This is a genomic window from Arthrobacter zhaoguopingii (assembly GCF_009828595.1).
Taxonomy (GTDB): Bacteria; Actinomycetota; Actinomycetes; order Actinomycetales; family Micrococcaceae; genus Arthrobacter_D; species Arthrobacter_D zhaoguopingii.
The window spans coordinates 168101-182325 of sequence record NZ_WPNY01000007.1 but is presented as its reverse complement, the minus strand read 5'-3'; the positions used below and the strand labels follow the sequence as shown (position 1 = coordinate 182325).

12 protein-coding genes are annotated in these 14225 nt (G+C 62.2%); 1 reads left to right on the top strand and 11 read right to left on the bottom strand.

Features of this window, described 5'->3' with window-relative positions; genetic code table 11:
• The first annotated feature begins 14 nt into the window (after positions 1 to 14).
• Positions 15 to 1934, top strand: a complete 1920-nt coding sequence (locus GVV86_RS11305; protein ID WP_159619117.1) for an ATP-dependent nuclease — start codon at positions 15 to 17, stop codon at positions 1932 to 1934.
• Positions 1935 to 2385: 451 nt separating this feature from the next.
• On the opposite strand, the gene GVV86_RS11300 is transcribed toward GVV86_RS11305, so the two are convergent.
• The 11 genes from GVV86_RS11300 to GVV86_RS11250 all read right to left on the bottom strand — a co-directional run bounded on the left by GVV86_RS11300 (position 2386) and on the right by GVV86_RS11250 (position 14179).
• A complete protein-coding gene (locus GVV86_RS11300; protein WP_159619119.1) occupies positions 2386 to 2895 on the bottom strand; it encodes a single-stranded DNA-binding protein in 510 nt (169 codons plus the stop codon).
• A gap of 62 nt (positions 2896 to 2957) precedes the next feature.
• Positions 2958 to 4082: an ArdC-like ssDNA-binding domain-containing protein gene (locus tag GVV86_RS11295; RefSeq protein WP_159802861.1), complete on the bottom strand. Its 1125-nt coding sequence runs from the start codon at positions 4080 to 4082 to the stop codon at positions 2958 to 2960.
• A gap of 126 nt (positions 4083 to 4208) precedes the next feature.
• Positions 4209 to 4718, bottom strand: a complete 510-nt coding sequence (locus GVV86_RS11290; RefSeq protein WP_159619123.1) for a hypothetical protein — start codon at positions 4716 to 4718, stop codon at positions 4209 to 4211.
• Positions 4702 to 6333: a type IV secretory system conjugative DNA transfer family protein gene (locus GVV86_RS11285; RefSeq protein ID WP_159802860.1), complete on the bottom strand. Its 1632-nt coding sequence runs from the start codon at positions 6331 to 6333 to the stop codon at positions 4702 to 4704. Before GVV86_RS11285 ends, GVV86_RS11290 begins: the two co-directional genes overlap by 17 nt.
• Before the next feature lie 191 nt (positions 6334 to 6524).
• Positions 6525 to 7985 (bottom strand): ATP-binding protein, encoded by a 1461-nt coding sequence (locus tag GVV86_RS11280; protein ID WP_159802859.1) that lies wholly within the window; start codon positions 7983 to 7985, stop codon positions 6525 to 6527.
• Positions 7982 to 9478, bottom strand: coding sequence for an SCO6880 family protein (locus tag GVV86_RS11275; RefSeq protein WP_159802858.1), 1497 nt, complete (start codon positions 9476 to 9478; stop codon positions 7982 to 7984). Before GVV86_RS11275 ends, GVV86_RS11280 begins: the two co-directional genes overlap by 4 nt.
• A complete protein-coding gene (locus GVV86_RS18975; RefSeq protein WP_425513930.1) occupies positions 9471 to 10649 on the bottom strand; it encodes a type IV secretion system protein in 1179 nt (392 codons plus the stop codon). The genes GVV86_RS11275 and GVV86_RS18975 overlap by 8 nt, the downstream gene beginning before the upstream one ends.
• 261 nt (positions 10650 to 10910) lie before the next feature.
• Positions 10911 to 11198: a hypothetical protein gene (locus tag GVV86_RS11265; RefSeq protein ID WP_159619133.1), complete on the bottom strand. Its 288-nt coding sequence runs from the start codon at positions 11196 to 11198 to the stop codon at positions 10911 to 10913.
• 305 nt (positions 11199 to 11503) lie between these two features.
• Complete coding sequence (locus tag GVV86_RS18680; protein ID WP_159802856.1) at positions 11504 to 12616, bottom strand: C40 family peptidase; 1113 nt, start codon at positions 12614 to 12616, stop codon at positions 11504 to 11506.
• Positions 12616 to 13110 carry a hypothetical protein gene (locus tag GVV86_RS11255; protein WP_159802855.1) on the bottom strand — a complete coding sequence of 165 codons (495 nt, stop codon included), beginning with the start codon at positions 13108 to 13110 and terminating at the stop codon, positions 12616 to 12618. The genes GVV86_RS18680 and GVV86_RS11255 overlap by 1 nt, the downstream gene beginning before the upstream one ends.
• Positions 13111 to 13393: 283 nt before the next feature.
• Positions 13394 to 14179: an RNA polymerase sigma factor gene (locus tag GVV86_RS11250; RefSeq protein ID WP_210252877.1), complete on the bottom strand. Its 786-nt coding sequence runs from the start codon at positions 14177 to 14179 to the stop codon at positions 13394 to 13396.
• Positions 14180 to 14225 lie beyond the last annotated feature (46 nt).

The window sequence follows — 14225 nt, the reverse complement described above, 5'->3', positions numbered from 1 at the left end:
GAAGGCTGGGAACTATGAAACTTATCAACGCCAATGTCAGAAGATACAGAAGCATCGAAGACGGAAGTTCGTTCAGCGTCGAACGTGATGTCACTGCCCTCGTGGGCAAGAACGAGTCCGGCAAATCTGCAGTGCTGCAGGCACTCTACAAAAGCAATCCCATCGAGAAAAAGGCAACCTTCGACATTGGTCTCGATTACCCGACGACGAAGGCCCGAGAGCGCAAGAACGCTGACAAAATCCAGGTAACGGTTCTTTCATACGAACTGGAAGCAGCCGACATAGCTGCCGTCGAGTCTCACCTCGGCAAGGGTGCCCTTAAATCCACTGTCGTGAAGGTAACCACGGGCTACAACTACAACGCAAGCACAACGTGGGATGTCTCCATCAATGACGCGGCTGTTGTCGCCCATTTGACGCGAGATATCGAGCTGCCGCCCTCGGACCAAGCCCGTCTCAAAGCAGCCACCAATGCCAAGAGCCTCCTCCAGATTTTGTCGTCAGTAGAGGCGCAAACTGCCGCTGCTACAGAGGTCCTGGCGACAATCAGGAGCTGGCGAGACTCACGGGCGTCCTTGAAGGCCATCGACACTTTGAGTGTGCGACGCCCGAAGTTCGTCTATTTCGATGACTACGACTCAATGCCGGGTATGGTTTCGATCCCGGACCTTGTTGCAAAGCGCGATGAAGAGACCCTGACGCGAAGTGAGCAAGCAGTAGTTTCTCTGCTCGATGCTGCAGACGTTGAACTGGAGGACTTCCTATCCCCCGAGAGTCACGAACATCTGATTAGGGACTCCGAGAATGCCTCTAACAGTATTTCAGAGGAGGTATTCCAGTACTGGTCTCAAAACCAGAACCTAGCTGTGAAAATCAACCTAATCGAGAAGGCTGAGAAGGGTGCCGTCGCCCCCTTAGATTCGGTCCCACTGCTCCAAATCCGTGTTGAAAATCAGCGGCACCGGGTCACTGTCCCTTTTGATGAGAGGTCCAGGGGCTTCGTTTGGTTTTTCTCGTTTCTCGCATACTTCTCACACCTGGAGTCGGAGTCCGAGCAGCCTCTCATCTTGCTGTTGGACGAACCAGGGATCAATCTTCATGCGTCCGCTCAAGCCGACCTCCTTCGCTTTATTGATGAGCGCCTGGCCCCGAAGCATCAGGTGCTCTTCACAACGCACTCGCCCTTCATGATTAATCCTCATGCCTTTGGAAGAGTGCGAACGGTTATCGACCAGGATGGAGCTGGCACCAAGGTCTCTTCCGACGTTATGTACGCCGACTCGGAGACTTCGTTTCCCCTTCATGCAGCAATGGGTATAGACCTTGCACAAACGCTGTTCGTCGCCCCTGATACTCTCGTTGTCGAGGGACCGTCCGACATCATTTACCTAGAAGTCCTATCAAGCGCTCTGGAAGCAGCCGGACGTGAGGGTCTAGACCCTCGATGGGCCCTCGCTCCAATTGGCGGCATCACCAAGCTACCTGCTTTCGTTACTCTCTTGGGCGCAAACAAACTCAACATCGCGGTCCTAGCCGACGCCTCACTCAACGATCAAGAGGCCGTCCAAAAACTCAGAGCAGCAGGAAAACTCGCCAACGCTGGCATCGTCCTAATCAGTGAAGTGGTGGGACGGGATGAGGCTGATGTAGAAGATATCCTCGACACTGGCTTCTACCTCAAACTGGTCAACGGGGCCTACGCCGACCAACTGAATGACCAGCCTTTGAAGGTGGCGGACCTGCCCACGGGGGACCGAGTCACCCATCGAATCGCCAGCGTCTTCAAGGAACGCGGCATCAATAAGGGCAGATTGAACCACTACTCTCCGGCCAAGCATCTTCTTCAAAAGCAAAACTCCTTGAAGATCCCATCCGCCACCTTGGACCGCGCAGAGCTTCTAATAAAGAGGATCAACGCGTTCCTTAGATTCTGAAGCTCAGGCATGGAGTCTGACGGTTAGCTGCCCGTGAGGGCCGCCCGCGGCACCCGACTGGAGTGATGACGACTTTGGGGTTCCGTGCGGACGACGACTGACACCGGTACCGCGAGTCCGCCACGAAACGCCTTCCAAAAAACCTGTCACCGGCGGCGCGATTATTCCGACTGACCGATTCCAATATGATGGTTGGCTGTTAGTTGGTCGACGAGCGCAAGGGGGTCGCTCCTCCAACGAGCAGGGCGACGTCAACGACACAACATAACCGACATCATGTTGTGCTCTTGCAGCTTGCCAGCGATCGCCTGACATCTCGAAAAGCTTCCGATTCGCCCCCGAATCGACTCCCGCGCCGCCGGGATCGGGGCATGTAAACACAGCCGAACTTCAGCCTCACTCGCTGTGTATACCTTCGAGCCCCGTCATTCGGTAAGGCCTCCCAAGTTCACTAGGTCATCTCATTTCCCGCCGCTACGCCGAAAGTGGGCGCCGCCACTGGGCCTTTAGAAGTTAAGTTGTAGGCCGGGGACGCAGGTTTCTCCACTCTCGCTGTCCCGGAACCGAACTGAACTTCAGCGTCTGGCCCAACCACTGCTGCGTGAGAAGAGCGTTGATACACCGCGGTGCCGAAGCGAAGGTCCGGTCCGATGGTGTCGGCGAGGATTCGGCGGGCTTCGCGGCGCTCACCGTCCTTCTCGTAGGAGCGGAATTCCAGCTCCCCGGCGATAGTGACGGGGTCGCCCTTCTTCAGCGAGGTCGCCGCGTTTTCTGCCAACGCGCGGAAGGCGGAGACGTTGTGGAAGACGGGTTCTCCGTCGTGCCAAGAGCCGTCTGCCCCCTGGAGTCGCTGGTTGACGGCGACACGAAGCTTAGCGTGGGCCACGCCGCTTTCGCCGAAGCTCAGTTCGGGATCGGCGACGAGATTGCCTGCGATGTTGACCGGGATCTTGGTGCTCATTGCCCTTGTCCTTTCAGTTGTCGGCGGGACTCTCCTGCCGGACAGAATTGGTACGGCCGTCATTACGGCCCGGCCATCCCTGGCCCGTCTACAGACGGCACGGGCTGTTCCATGCCCAGGTAGGACACTGCGGGATCGATGCGGGGTTCCACGTCAGATGCAGAGATCTTGCCTCCGAATCCCGGCGGATGGGAGATTTCGAGAATTCCCTTGCTGGCGCCGGTGACGCGACCCAGCACTGACTTGGCAATATCCGCACGAGACCTTGGCCGCCTATAGCCGGCGTCGTGAGCGATTGCGTCATTCTCCGCCTCGATGACGGCGTCAGCCCACCCGGCCAGGTAGGTGGCGGATTGCGGGCCGCGGTCGATCCCATGGGCCCTCAGCACCGTGTAGGCGACGGATTCCGCCTCGACTTCGGCCAACCCCCGGTGGTCCGCGCCGCTGCCGTAGAGTCGCCCGATCTCGTCGTCCGGTCCATGTAGTAGCACATGCCCCAGTTCGTGGGCAAGGACCGCGGTGCGCTCTTGCTGGCCCAGCCAGCCACCCACTTGAACCCGGTGTCCGGCGAAGTCAGTGAAGCCGCTTGTCAGGCCATGCTGAGCGTCCGTTACATCGACTTCGAACCCGTGTCTGTCAGCTACGGCAGCAAGGGATTGCCAAAGCTCACTCACGTCCGCACCAGCAGCGGCAACGCCGCGTGGTACCAACAGCGGTTTGCCCTGCGTCTGCGAAACGTCGAAGACTGCCTGCCCGCGCCAACCGGTAATGACGGTCTTCTTTCCATCGTCGACCGCGCCCCGCGGCAACTGATCCCCCACCGCAACACGCTGCTGGGTACCGTCGGGAGGTGTCGCCTGCTGAACTCTGGCCGTGCGGGGAGCGATCACCCAGAGTGCGCGCTCACCCCGTGACACGGTGCGGCCGTGGCGAGCCCATTCCTTATAGCCGGCCACCAGGGTTGGTTCTTCGGTGCCGCGCTGGGCCATCTGGATCATGAGCAGCGCGACGTTGCCGCCCGAGTAACGCCACAATGTTGCTGAAGCGTCCAACAGCACCTGCCAGTGCGACGGACATTCAACGGCCTCGTCCATCATCAGATGGAGACCGTCCGTCAAGGCCGCGATGCGTTCTTCCGGTCTAATATGGGCATTGCCGGTATCGCCACCGTGGAGGGCGGCATTCACTGTCCCATCGCGGGGCGCGTGATCAGTCCCAGGGGCCATGACGGGCGCCCTCCATACTTCTAGAAGTACCGCCGGAGCACCGTGCGGATACCTGTTCATGTCCTGTAAGGCCCGAACAGCATGACTTCAGTGGTCGTCACCGAACTGGTGGGAATCGGCCTGCCACTCGACGAAGCCAGGCGCATTCAACCGCAGGATTCTCAATGTGGGCTCCTTGTGCGCTTGAAGGCCGACGCAGCCTGCCGTCCGGGCATGGGTCCGCAGACGCTCGACGGCGTGGGGCAGCCGCTCGTGAAAGGCGAGCGGACCGAAGCCGGGATCGTCGCTGGCGTAGGAGGCAAGTTCCGCCCGGTGCAGCGCGTAGAGCTCTGCAACGATGTCCGTGTGTCGCCACCAGCAATCCGGAACCACCGACGTCGTCAGCTGATACGTGGCGACAAACCATCTGACCCACACCGCCAGGTCGCTCCACACGATCACGGCCTGCGCAGCCGTTAGGTCCCGCCAACGGTAGGTCACGCCGGCCACGCTCCCGGGCGGCCGGAATGCGGATCGGAAAAGCTCGGCCGTCAGGTCGTCGTCCTCGCCTCCCGCAGAGGGAATTTCGAAGCGTTCGGGGTCATCCCGGCTCGCCATCGCCCACCTCCACCGGCGTTTGCTGCCGGAGCCGGTGTCCGGCCGCGAGAGCTTGTTCAAGCTCCAGCTTCGACCGGCCGAGTTCGGCCGCGTCCTTGCGCTTGTGCCACTCGCGAAGATCCAAAAGGATAGGGCGGGTTCGCCGCCCCAGCATGAGGGCCGTGCCAGTCGGCAGGCGCCGGATCTCATGCAGCGCCAGGACTGGGCTCTCCCTGATCTGTTCGCCGTCCTGGCGGCCCTGAGCGGACCAAGATCGGGTGTTCAGAATCAAGCTCCGCTCCCCCAGCAGCCCGGCGAGCGAACGAAGGTCTCGCTCGTCCGAGCCGCCGCCAAAGATCACCTTGATGATGGCCGAATCCCAGATGGTTGCGGCCTCCTCGATCGACCAGCCTGTCCGCGCCTGGGACAGGGACTGCAAGACCACAAGAGTGGAAATGCCGATGCCGCCACCGTCAGAGAGTGCGATGGGCAAGCCTGGCCACGGTGCCAGATTCGCAATCTCATCCAGAATGAGGGACAGCGGGGGATCCAACCTGCCCCCAGGGGCGATGAAGGCCATCTCGCGGGCAGCATTGTCGATGTCGTCGATCAGGGCTGAAAGGAACGGACCCGCCGCGGCGGCTCCGGCGCGGGTCCCAATCAGATACAGGGTGCCGCGATCCCTGATGAATGACTTTGGATCAAATTCCTCAGATTCGTCCAACGGGTCAAGTGCTGCCAGTACTTTCGGCGATGACAGCGGCGCAACAGCCGCCGAAACGCCGATCCAGGAGTTCGATGTATTCCTCGGGTCATCTTCGAGGATGCCCATGAGATCGGCCTGCCATCCCATCGCCGCCTCCGCACTGCTGAGTACCTCCAGAGCCTCACGTGCCAGTACAGGACTCGAGGACCACCGGCGAAACGCGCGGACGCCTTCCCCGGACAGTGCCGCAGCATGCAAGAGGCATTGCAGAATAATCAGCGAGCGCTTTTGCCAGGCCGCGTTTTCGCCTTTCATCTCGGTATCGGCGGAGATGACGAGTGCGCGGCGGGTAGCAATATCCGGGTCCCGGCAGCCACGGACGGGAGACCAACGAAGCGTCGAAGGCAGCCCGGACATGCCCTGCGGATCGAAGACTGTTACCGGCCTGCTCCCCTTGGCCCGGGCCTTCATGGTGACTACCAGGTTGTCGGCGCGGGTAGACGTGGTCACTACGGCCCCCGGCGCGTCAAGGATGGCATTGATGACCACGTAAAGGCCCTTGCCGGATCGTGGAGCGCCTTGGATGACCATGGACTCCTCCGTGGAGACGTGAACCGTTACACCGCGGGATCGGCCCAACGTCCAGGCCACGTCCTCGATCCGGGGTTTGACCAAACCTGGCCGGGTGAATTTTCCCCGCCTTCGGACGGCCCGTGCTCCGAAGTCGTGGAGGATCTCGGAGCGCCGGGCGATACCCTCACGGTTCAGGATGTCCTGGCGCAGCCACGCGCCTGATTGCTTCCACCGCCGCCACGCCACGACGGAGCCGACGGCGAGCGCCGCCATCACAAGGAGCATCGGACCGACCACCCACCAGACCCCGGCGACGCCGACGTCGCATCCCTCTGGTTCACCGCTGATCCAATCCATACGGCCCACAACAAGCCCGACGGCGGCGGCCGGGTTGAATTGCGGTGGCGGCCTGCCGCCGCAGCGCCAGAGCATCTGGAGGTGCGCTGCGCTCTGGACGATGACACACAGGCCTACGTAGCCGGAGGTTGCGATAAGGCCGGCCGTGACGAATGGTGTGCTGTCTCCCGCACGCCGATTCATACCGGTCGTCAGATCATCCGGTCGTCGGTGCCGAAGACCGCGAGTTCATCGGTGGTGACGCGGTTGGCGACGATGAAGGAACGGTTCCCAACTTTCCATAGGCCGACGCCCTTGGGAAGGTTCTCCACGTGCTCGCATTCGGCTTCGGACAGCCCCAGGGCCTCCTTCGTCAGGCGCATTGCATCGTGCTTCTGGCGGTAGATAATCCTGGTGTCGGCTTCCGTGAGCAGGCCGAGTGCCTTCTGGCGGTGGCCGCTGGTGCTGTCTCCGATTTCGTTGAGGTCGGCGACCTTGTGCATGATGAGCAGATTCGCGATGCCGTACGTACGGGCCAGCCGCCATTGTTCGCTCATCTTGGCGAGCATGTAGGGGTCGGCCAGCATGCGCCAACCTTCGTCGTAGACCACCAGCCGCTTGCCGCCGTCGGGGTTAGTGACAGCGGCCTCCAGCCAGGTGGCGCCGCACGCCGCGGCGAGGGACAGCGCCTGCTCCGAGGCCCCGATCAGCGCCGATGTGTCCATGACCATCATCGGAGCATCGGCATCGAAGGAGACCGTGGAGGGGGCATCAAACATACCCTCCAAGTCGCCGGACACTGTCCGCCGCAGCGAGTGGCTGACGGCCTGTCCTCCGTCCTTGCCGACCAGCCCAATGGTTTCCCTGGAAGGGTTCAGCAGGTGGTCCAGCACCATTGGCAGGGTGGGATTCGAATTCTCGGCCACGGTTTCCATAAGCGCCATGTCCAGGGCTGTGTGTTCGACCGGATGCAGCGGCGTCCCCTGCCGCATGAGGGACACAAGCGCCACCAGCAGGTAGCGGCGCCGTTGACGGACCACGGCCTGCCACTGAGCTTCGCTCAGCGCACTGGACCGCGGGCCGGCATCGAGAGGATTGACCCGGGCAGCCCGGCCAGGACCTACAGAGATGACTTTCCCACCGACGGCGTTCGCGACGGCAACCCACTCACCCTTAGGGTCAGAGGCGACCGCAGCCTTCCGCCCCAGCGTGATCGACCGGGCCACCAGGGACTTTCCGCACATGGATTTCCCGGTTCCCACGGTGCCAATAACGACGATCGACGGGCCGCTAATCACTCCCTTGTCATAGAGAATCCACGGATCGTAGGAGAACGCACCTGAGCCAAAGACGTCTGTACCAATGTAGGTCCCCTCGTGACCCAGGCCGGATTCGGTGATGAACGGGTATGCCGCGGCGAAGGTCATGGTGGACGCCCGGTGCGGTGCCAGGCGCAGGCGGTGCGGCCCGCGCAGGGAATTCCTTTCACGGCTCCCCCAGTCGCCACCGGGCTCGCGCCTGTCAAGGCTGGCGACGACCGTCTCTCCTACGCTGCGGAGTGCGGATTTCCATGGCTGGTTGTGGGCGTAGGCGTCCTGTCGGCGTCGTTCCTTCCGCTCCTGGCCGTTCCTGCCCGCCGGCACGTACTGAACCGATTGGCTTGTCCTCTTCACCGCAGTCCCCGCCCAAACGGGAGTGCAGCGGCAACAAAGGCAGCCCATTGCTGACCGGCCAGCAACCGCAGTTCGACGAAGGCTCCCGCCGCCGCCGACTCGAGCTCCTGCCGGTGTCGAGCTAGGTCCTCGAGGGTGCCCGCCGTGATGGTGACGTAGGCGGCGGGCCGTACGTCTCCATGACCTGCGACGATTTCTTCCTCCCGCTGGGTGACCTCTTCTTCCTCTGCTCGCTGCTCCCGGGTGAGCGGTCTGTCAAAGCGGGTGTTGATCCGCCGACGCGTTTCGTGGGCCTCCTGAGCGGAGCGAATGTCCCGCAGCGCCTCGGTTGTAGGTACGGCCCGGATCACCTCGGTGACCGTATGGCGGAATTCGCCGACATAGATCAGGGGGTGGAGGAATCCTGGAAAGACCTTCTGCCGCGGCCATTCGGCAATCCAAAACGTTTGATGGAATCCGGAGTCGGTGCGCAGATACGTCCAGTGCTCATCGACCGCCATTGGCGCGGCAGCCCCTCCCGGTGACTTGGACCCCGTATCGTTTTGGGCCCCCCGGGGCGTCGTGCCGAGTACGGGCTGCCGGGCTGGGGCGGCGGGGTCAAAGGCGTCACGCACGACATCAAGGAGGCCTGTCTCCGAAAGCCACTCTTCGACCCTCACATTGTGAGTTCGCAACGCGGTGGTCATAGCCTCAACCTCCAGCCGCATCACCTGTTCGATGCCGGCCAATCCTCCGCCGGACTCCCTGATTCGACGTCGCGCTTTGCCGGTGTCTAGGACAAGGGCGAGCAGGAGATCATGGCTCATCGCCGACCCCGCTGCAGCAATGAGGTCCTCATACGCGCGCTGCCCCCAGCTGGGATTGCCGGTATTTGCCACCTGCTCTGGGGCGGTACGTTCATAGAAGTCCCGCAACGCTGACGAGGGATACGGGACGGTATAGTCCTGTACTGCTATTCGCGCGACGCTGCTGCGCTGGGCCATGCCTGCCTGTACACGGGACCAGGCTTGAACCGCCCAAGCCTTGTCATCGGAGTCTAGGAGCGCAAATGACCTGGTGCTGCAGCGCAGCACGGCGATCGCTTCCCTGCCACGGGCGTCCACAATGAACGACTCACCGCTTGAGGTCTGACGAAATTCCAGGTTTCCCAGTCCTCCCGGCAACGCCAAACACCCCAGCAAGGCGGGGCGCTCCGGCCGGACCAGGAAGCGGGTCTGTTTGACGGCCAACCGGTAGGAGAACACGGCTGCATGCCCGGCCCATACCGGAAAGGGAATCCTCGAGTACTGGAGCAACCCCAGGAGGATGAGCGACACCCACAGGGGTCCCGATGCGAAGAGCCCGACCGGTCCGCGGACTGCCGAGGCCGTACTGGCTACTAGGACCCCGGCCGCCATCAGCAACAGCTGATACCACTTCAAGCCCAGGAACAAGCCGCGGCGCTCGTGCCTGGGGAACTTGACGGCTTCGAGGGCGCGTGAATTGTCAGACATGGGAATCACCGTCATTCAGGTGCTGGACAACTGCTTGCTGTCGGATGGGCGGGCGGGCCGGTGTTGCCATTGGAGGTGGCGGCGGGGAGGCTGGCGGCGGTGTCGCGCGAGTGGCCGCCGGATCAGCCGACTGGCTCGACTGGTGGGGCTGCTCGTCGATTGCAGGCGAACTCGCTCCAGCGCTCGGTGCACCCGAACTCGCATACGTCCCACGGCCGCCTCCGCGCGCAGGGGGCGACGGTCGCTCCTTAGCTGCGGTGCTGGCGTCGAGCATCAATGCGGCGCCATTGCTCGCGGGGGTCTGGGGCGACATCGCGCCAGCCTGTGTTTGCGGCGGTGGCGCCGGGGGTGGCAGCACGCGAGTGGGAAACTGCGGTCGGCTCGACTGTATTGGACGAGTCGCAGTTGAGTGCGATGCCAGGCCCGCAAGCGTGAAGCGGCCGCCGGCCTGTCTGCTGATCTGCCGGGCGGCAAAGCCCGAGCTTCGCGAGAGTACGTGACCGCCTCCCGCAGTTTGTGCGGCTGCTGCAAGCTCACCGCCGGCGAAACTAACCAGGCGTAACGCCATGAGCGGAGCACCACATGCCACGGCCATACCCACGACGCCCGCTGCCAGTCCAGCGAATGACTCCGACTCGGCAAAGAGCTTGATGGCTACTGCCAGAACGGTTGCGGCCAAGGGTTTCGCGAGGAGCAACGCGACGACAATCTCGCACCACCGCCTAGCCCACGATTGCGTCCTTTCCCACGGTATGAGCATCAGAGCGACCGGCGCGACTGCGGCGAGCACGATGAGTGCAAAAGACCGAAAAATCATTGAACACATGAGGATGAACGCAAGAACCCAGACAACGATGACTGCCATGGCGGTGACGACAACCGCTCCGACCGCGCCTTGACTCGACCCCGGAGCCAACGCGATGACGTTCCAGTCTCTGCCGGTGCCGGGAGGAGCCTTCTCGAAGCCGAAAAGCCTCATGAACAGCAGGTAGGGATCCGTTCCCATTGAGCCAAGAAGCGCCTCCGACGCCGAATCACTGACCTTGGTGAGCTGGCGGACCAAGTACACCGCACCTGCCACCATGGGGACAGCGGCAGCCCCGCCTATCAGGGCACGCACAAGACGGCGGGGTTGTTGGCTGATGAAAGCGGACACCAGCTGGAGGGTCATGACCACGACAAGGGGTGTCATCATGACGACGACCCACCAGCTCGTGAGTCCTTCGATGGCGGTCCACTGTGAGTCGTCCACGTCTGAGGAGCTGAACGCGCCCGTGATGAAGGACCAGATCCAGGAAGCAATATTTTGGAGAATGTTCGCGAAGAGCGATGTGATTGAACCCTGGATCCCATCGTTTGCTTGGGAGGCGAGCCCGCACCCGGGCGGCCACCATCCATTGAGATCACATTCGAGCGGCATGACAGCTCGGACCTAGAATCCCAGATTGAACGCAGACTGAGACCAAAGTATGTAGCCGTTAATGCCACCCAGGATAGCTGCCACGGGCCCCGTCCAGAGCAAGATCATGCCCCCGCCGGAGGCCAGGCGCGACGATTGGCTCAGCTTGCCCGCCAACAGCATCGCGGCTCCGATGATCGCCACAATCGCGATGACTATAAAGGCACCGACGAGTATGCCGCCACCAATTTGTTTCAGCGACTCCAAGAACGGGAAGCTGGGGTTCGGGACAATTCCGGGATCAACAGCTGCTATCAACATGGCGCGCTCCATCTGTCGTCGCAGGGAATGAATCTTTTGGGTTCACGAGTACATAGGGGCTGCGCCGCGGGGCGACATGACCGCCCCGGACACCCCGCACGGGAGCTTCGCCGAAGATCCATTGAGAGGGACTACCTGCGGTCGAGATACGTCGCCCCCGCTATGTGTGAGGGCGTGCCGATCCCGTTCCCGATTGAAGGCACTGGCGCTGAAGGGCGGAAGCTCCACGCACCACCAGCTGTCTACTGATCAAGCCGGACCCATGCGAGCTCAGATCGGTTTCAGGTGCTTGGAATATCTGCACGTCATGCCAAGAGATCGAAATACGCAGTATCGCTATTCCACGCAATCGGATGCAGCAGCGTACCCACTGTCGGATTCAGCGCGCTGTACATCATCCCGTCACCCGCGTAGATGCCAACGTGTCCCCAATCGCCCGGACCCTTTGCGTTCTGGACCACCAGATCCCCCGGGCGGGGGCTCTCGGTCCGTGTTCCGACCCTCCATTGCTCAACCCGTGGCAGGTTGACCCCAGCCTGCCTGTAGATCCACTGAACATAACCGGAGCAGTCCCATGCTTTGAAAGCCGTGCCTCCCCATACGTAGTCGCCCCCAACTCCTTCTTCGGTGAACCGAAGGATCTGTTGACGGGTTTCGCTCAGGCCTGCGGGCGCGACCATGTCCGTCGCGGAATCCGCCGTGCGAGTGCACATTGCGGGTGCTGTCCTGCCGTCGAGCGCCTCAACGATCGCCGTTGCCTCGGCCTCCCACCGCGCGTACAACTCCGGAAACGCCGACACTTGAACAGCTTGTGCAGCTTGGCCTTTTTCCATGGACTGCCAACCTCGTGTATCCAACAACCCAGGTGGACTGCCCCGATTGGGGCCCGCTGGTCCCCCGTAGAAGGCGCGCACGTTGTACGTGGGATCCATCAACTGCTCAACCGTGCCCCAGCCAGCCGCGGGACGTTGTTGGGCGGTGCCGAGCGAATCGTGGTCACTGCCGAGACCGTCATGCGGATATTCGAGCGAGGCAGGAACGTTCACATTAGCGAGGACCCTGAGGCCGGATTCCTGCAGAGCCATCATGATGGCGATAATCTGGCCTTCTCGGGGAACCCCCAATTGCCGGCCGATGGAGACGTAATCCCCTGCAACGGCCATCTGCCTGGCTGTCACACTGACCGGGGCCCGGCTTCGCGTGCGGTCACTCGGTGCGCCCGCCTCAGGCACAAGTGGTCGAAGCGAGCCGCCCTCCAAGCAGACGGGCGGAACGTCGGCCATGCCCGGACCGATCATTGCCACGGCAGCGCTGAACGCCATGGAAGGAATCAGGATCAGAATCGAGGCCGCGGCCAGCGAGACCCGTCTAATGGCCCGTCGCTTGACCACGCCAGCAGACACCACCGCAGCTGACATCAGTAAACAATCCTGCTCGGCGTGGTGTAAAAGCCGACCATTGCACAGTGGTCGGTAGGGGCCGTCACCGCCGGCGGACAGTTCACCATGACGCTGACAGGGGCCGTGTAGGTAATGCGAGCAGAAGTCGATTGGTCCAGAACGCGTACAGAGGCCGTGCACACATGCAGTCCCGCCCAGGGCGCCGGCCGCTCCTGAACTTCGGCGAGCTCACTGTCACAATGCAGGGATTCAACCGTGGCCGACCGGAACGCCTGTTGATCCACCAAGGTCGCGTAGCTTCCCGCATTGACTCCGGTGGCTTCGAACTCCTGAACCAGAACCGCCAAGGGATTGGACCCGCCCGGCAACACCTCCCACCAGTCACGGAGCCGTGAATAGACTTCCGAATAGGAAGACGTTCGCGTGTCCCAGGTGTAGATCGCCGTCGCTGCCGCGGCGGCGAGCGTGCGGAAGTCAGCAGTGCGAGGTGGGTCCCCTGGATTAGCAATCACAGGGTCAGGAGCCACCGTCGGGGATGGCGCCTTCGCGGCCGTGGAAGCGCTCGCTGCACTTGATGGAGTGGGTTCAGGCGACGGCGGTGTAACCGGAGCCGCTGAGGGCCCGGTCGCCGGCCCCGCAAAAGCGAAAAGCACCATGATCACACTGAGCAGCGCGATCACTGCGATCCACCACCTGTGCCGCCCGATGGGACCGTGCAGAACCCTTCTTCGCAATACGAGCATTCGGATGTCCTCCTCGCCTGCTCATGGCGAAAGAACTGGTCCACAACGTGACTTAGAAGGCAGCCCGCGTTCCGGCCCGGATAACTCTCCATGCCGCTTGATACAACCGGCGCGCTGAGCCGATCTGGACAGCCAGATAGCGCTCGGTGACGCCCAACTCGAGTGCCAACGCCTCCAGAGCCCTCTTTCTGTCGCTTCCTTGTAGACCGGGGCGAACGATACATTCGGCTGTTCTGCGGAGTACCGGTGTGGGCAGGCAGCGTGCTGCCTGCTGGCAAAGGTCTCCGATGTTCCGGACGGCCATAGGCTCAACTTCGAGTGCGTTCTGAACAGTTCTCGCCGTCTGGCGCACCACGGTCACCGCGTGCCAGCGCCGGCGGTCCTGCGGTGATGGCGGACCGTATTGCCGCGGCCCGGTGAGACTATCGGCGGCAAGGTCCCAAACCCCTGTCGGCACGCTGACCCGGGTCAGTTCGATGATCGTTCGTGCCCACTGCTGGTCAATTATCAATTCAGCACTTCGACCGTCGCTCCGGTCCATACCCAGCACCGCTGAAGAAACAAAGGAAGTCGGCCCGTCTGCATTCCCCGCTTCGACGATCAGCGGGAGCGTTTGGTGGTTCAGCTCCCGACGTACGTGGGCGGCGCATACATTCGCGCACACACCTTGCACCCATGCCTCGAAGGGAACACCGGGGAGCTGGCGATAACGCCCCCGGGCCACGCCATCCCATACCGCGATCCGGACGTCCTGCATGACGTCGTCTACGTCGCTAACCCGACCGATCCGCCGCAGACGCGAGACCACATACGGTTGAACGCCGTCGACGGCAATCATGATTCGATCTACCGGGACTGCAGCTGCGGCAGGCTCGGGAGCACCC

What these genes read in the sequence shown, in the direction of transcription:
- GVV86_RS11305 (WP_159619117.1), top strand. Translation starts at nt 15, where the DNA reads ATGAAACTTATCAACGCCAATGTCAGAAGATACAGAAGCATCGAAGAC.
- GVV86_RS18680 (WP_159802856.1), bottom strand. Translation starts at nt 12,616, where the DNA reads ATGTCAGCTGCGGTGGTGTCTGCTGGCGTGGTCAAGCGACGGGCCATT.
- GVV86_RS11290 (WP_159619123.1), bottom strand. Translation starts at nt 4,718, where the DNA reads ATGGCGAGCCGGGATGACCCCGAACGCTTCGAAATTCCCTCTGCGGGA.
- GVV86_RS11300 (WP_159619119.1), bottom strand. Translation starts at nt 2,895, where the DNA reads ATGAGCACCAAGATCCCGGTCAACATCGCAGGCAATCTCGTCGCCGAT.
- GVV86_RS11265 (WP_159619133.1), bottom strand. Translation starts at nt 11,198, where the DNA reads ATGTTGATAGCAGCTGTTGATCCCGGAATTGTCCCGAACCCCAGCTTC.
- GVV86_RS11250 (WP_210252877.1), bottom strand. Translation starts at nt 14,179, where the DNA reads ATGATTGCCGTCGACGGCGTTCAACCGTATGTGGTCTCGCGTCTGCGG.
- GVV86_RS18975 (WP_425513930.1), bottom strand. Translation starts at nt 10,649, where the DNA reads ATGACCCTCCAGCTGGTGTCCGCTTTCATCAGCCAACAACCCCGCCGT.
- GVV86_RS11275 (WP_159802858.1), bottom strand. Translation starts at nt 9,478, where the DNA reads ATGTCTGACAATTCACGCGCCCTCGAAGCCGTCAAGTTCCCCAGGCAC.
- GVV86_RS11285 (WP_159802860.1), bottom strand. Translation starts at nt 6,333, where the DNA reads ATGGATTGGATCAGCGGTGAACCAGAGGGATGCGACGTCGGCGTCGCC.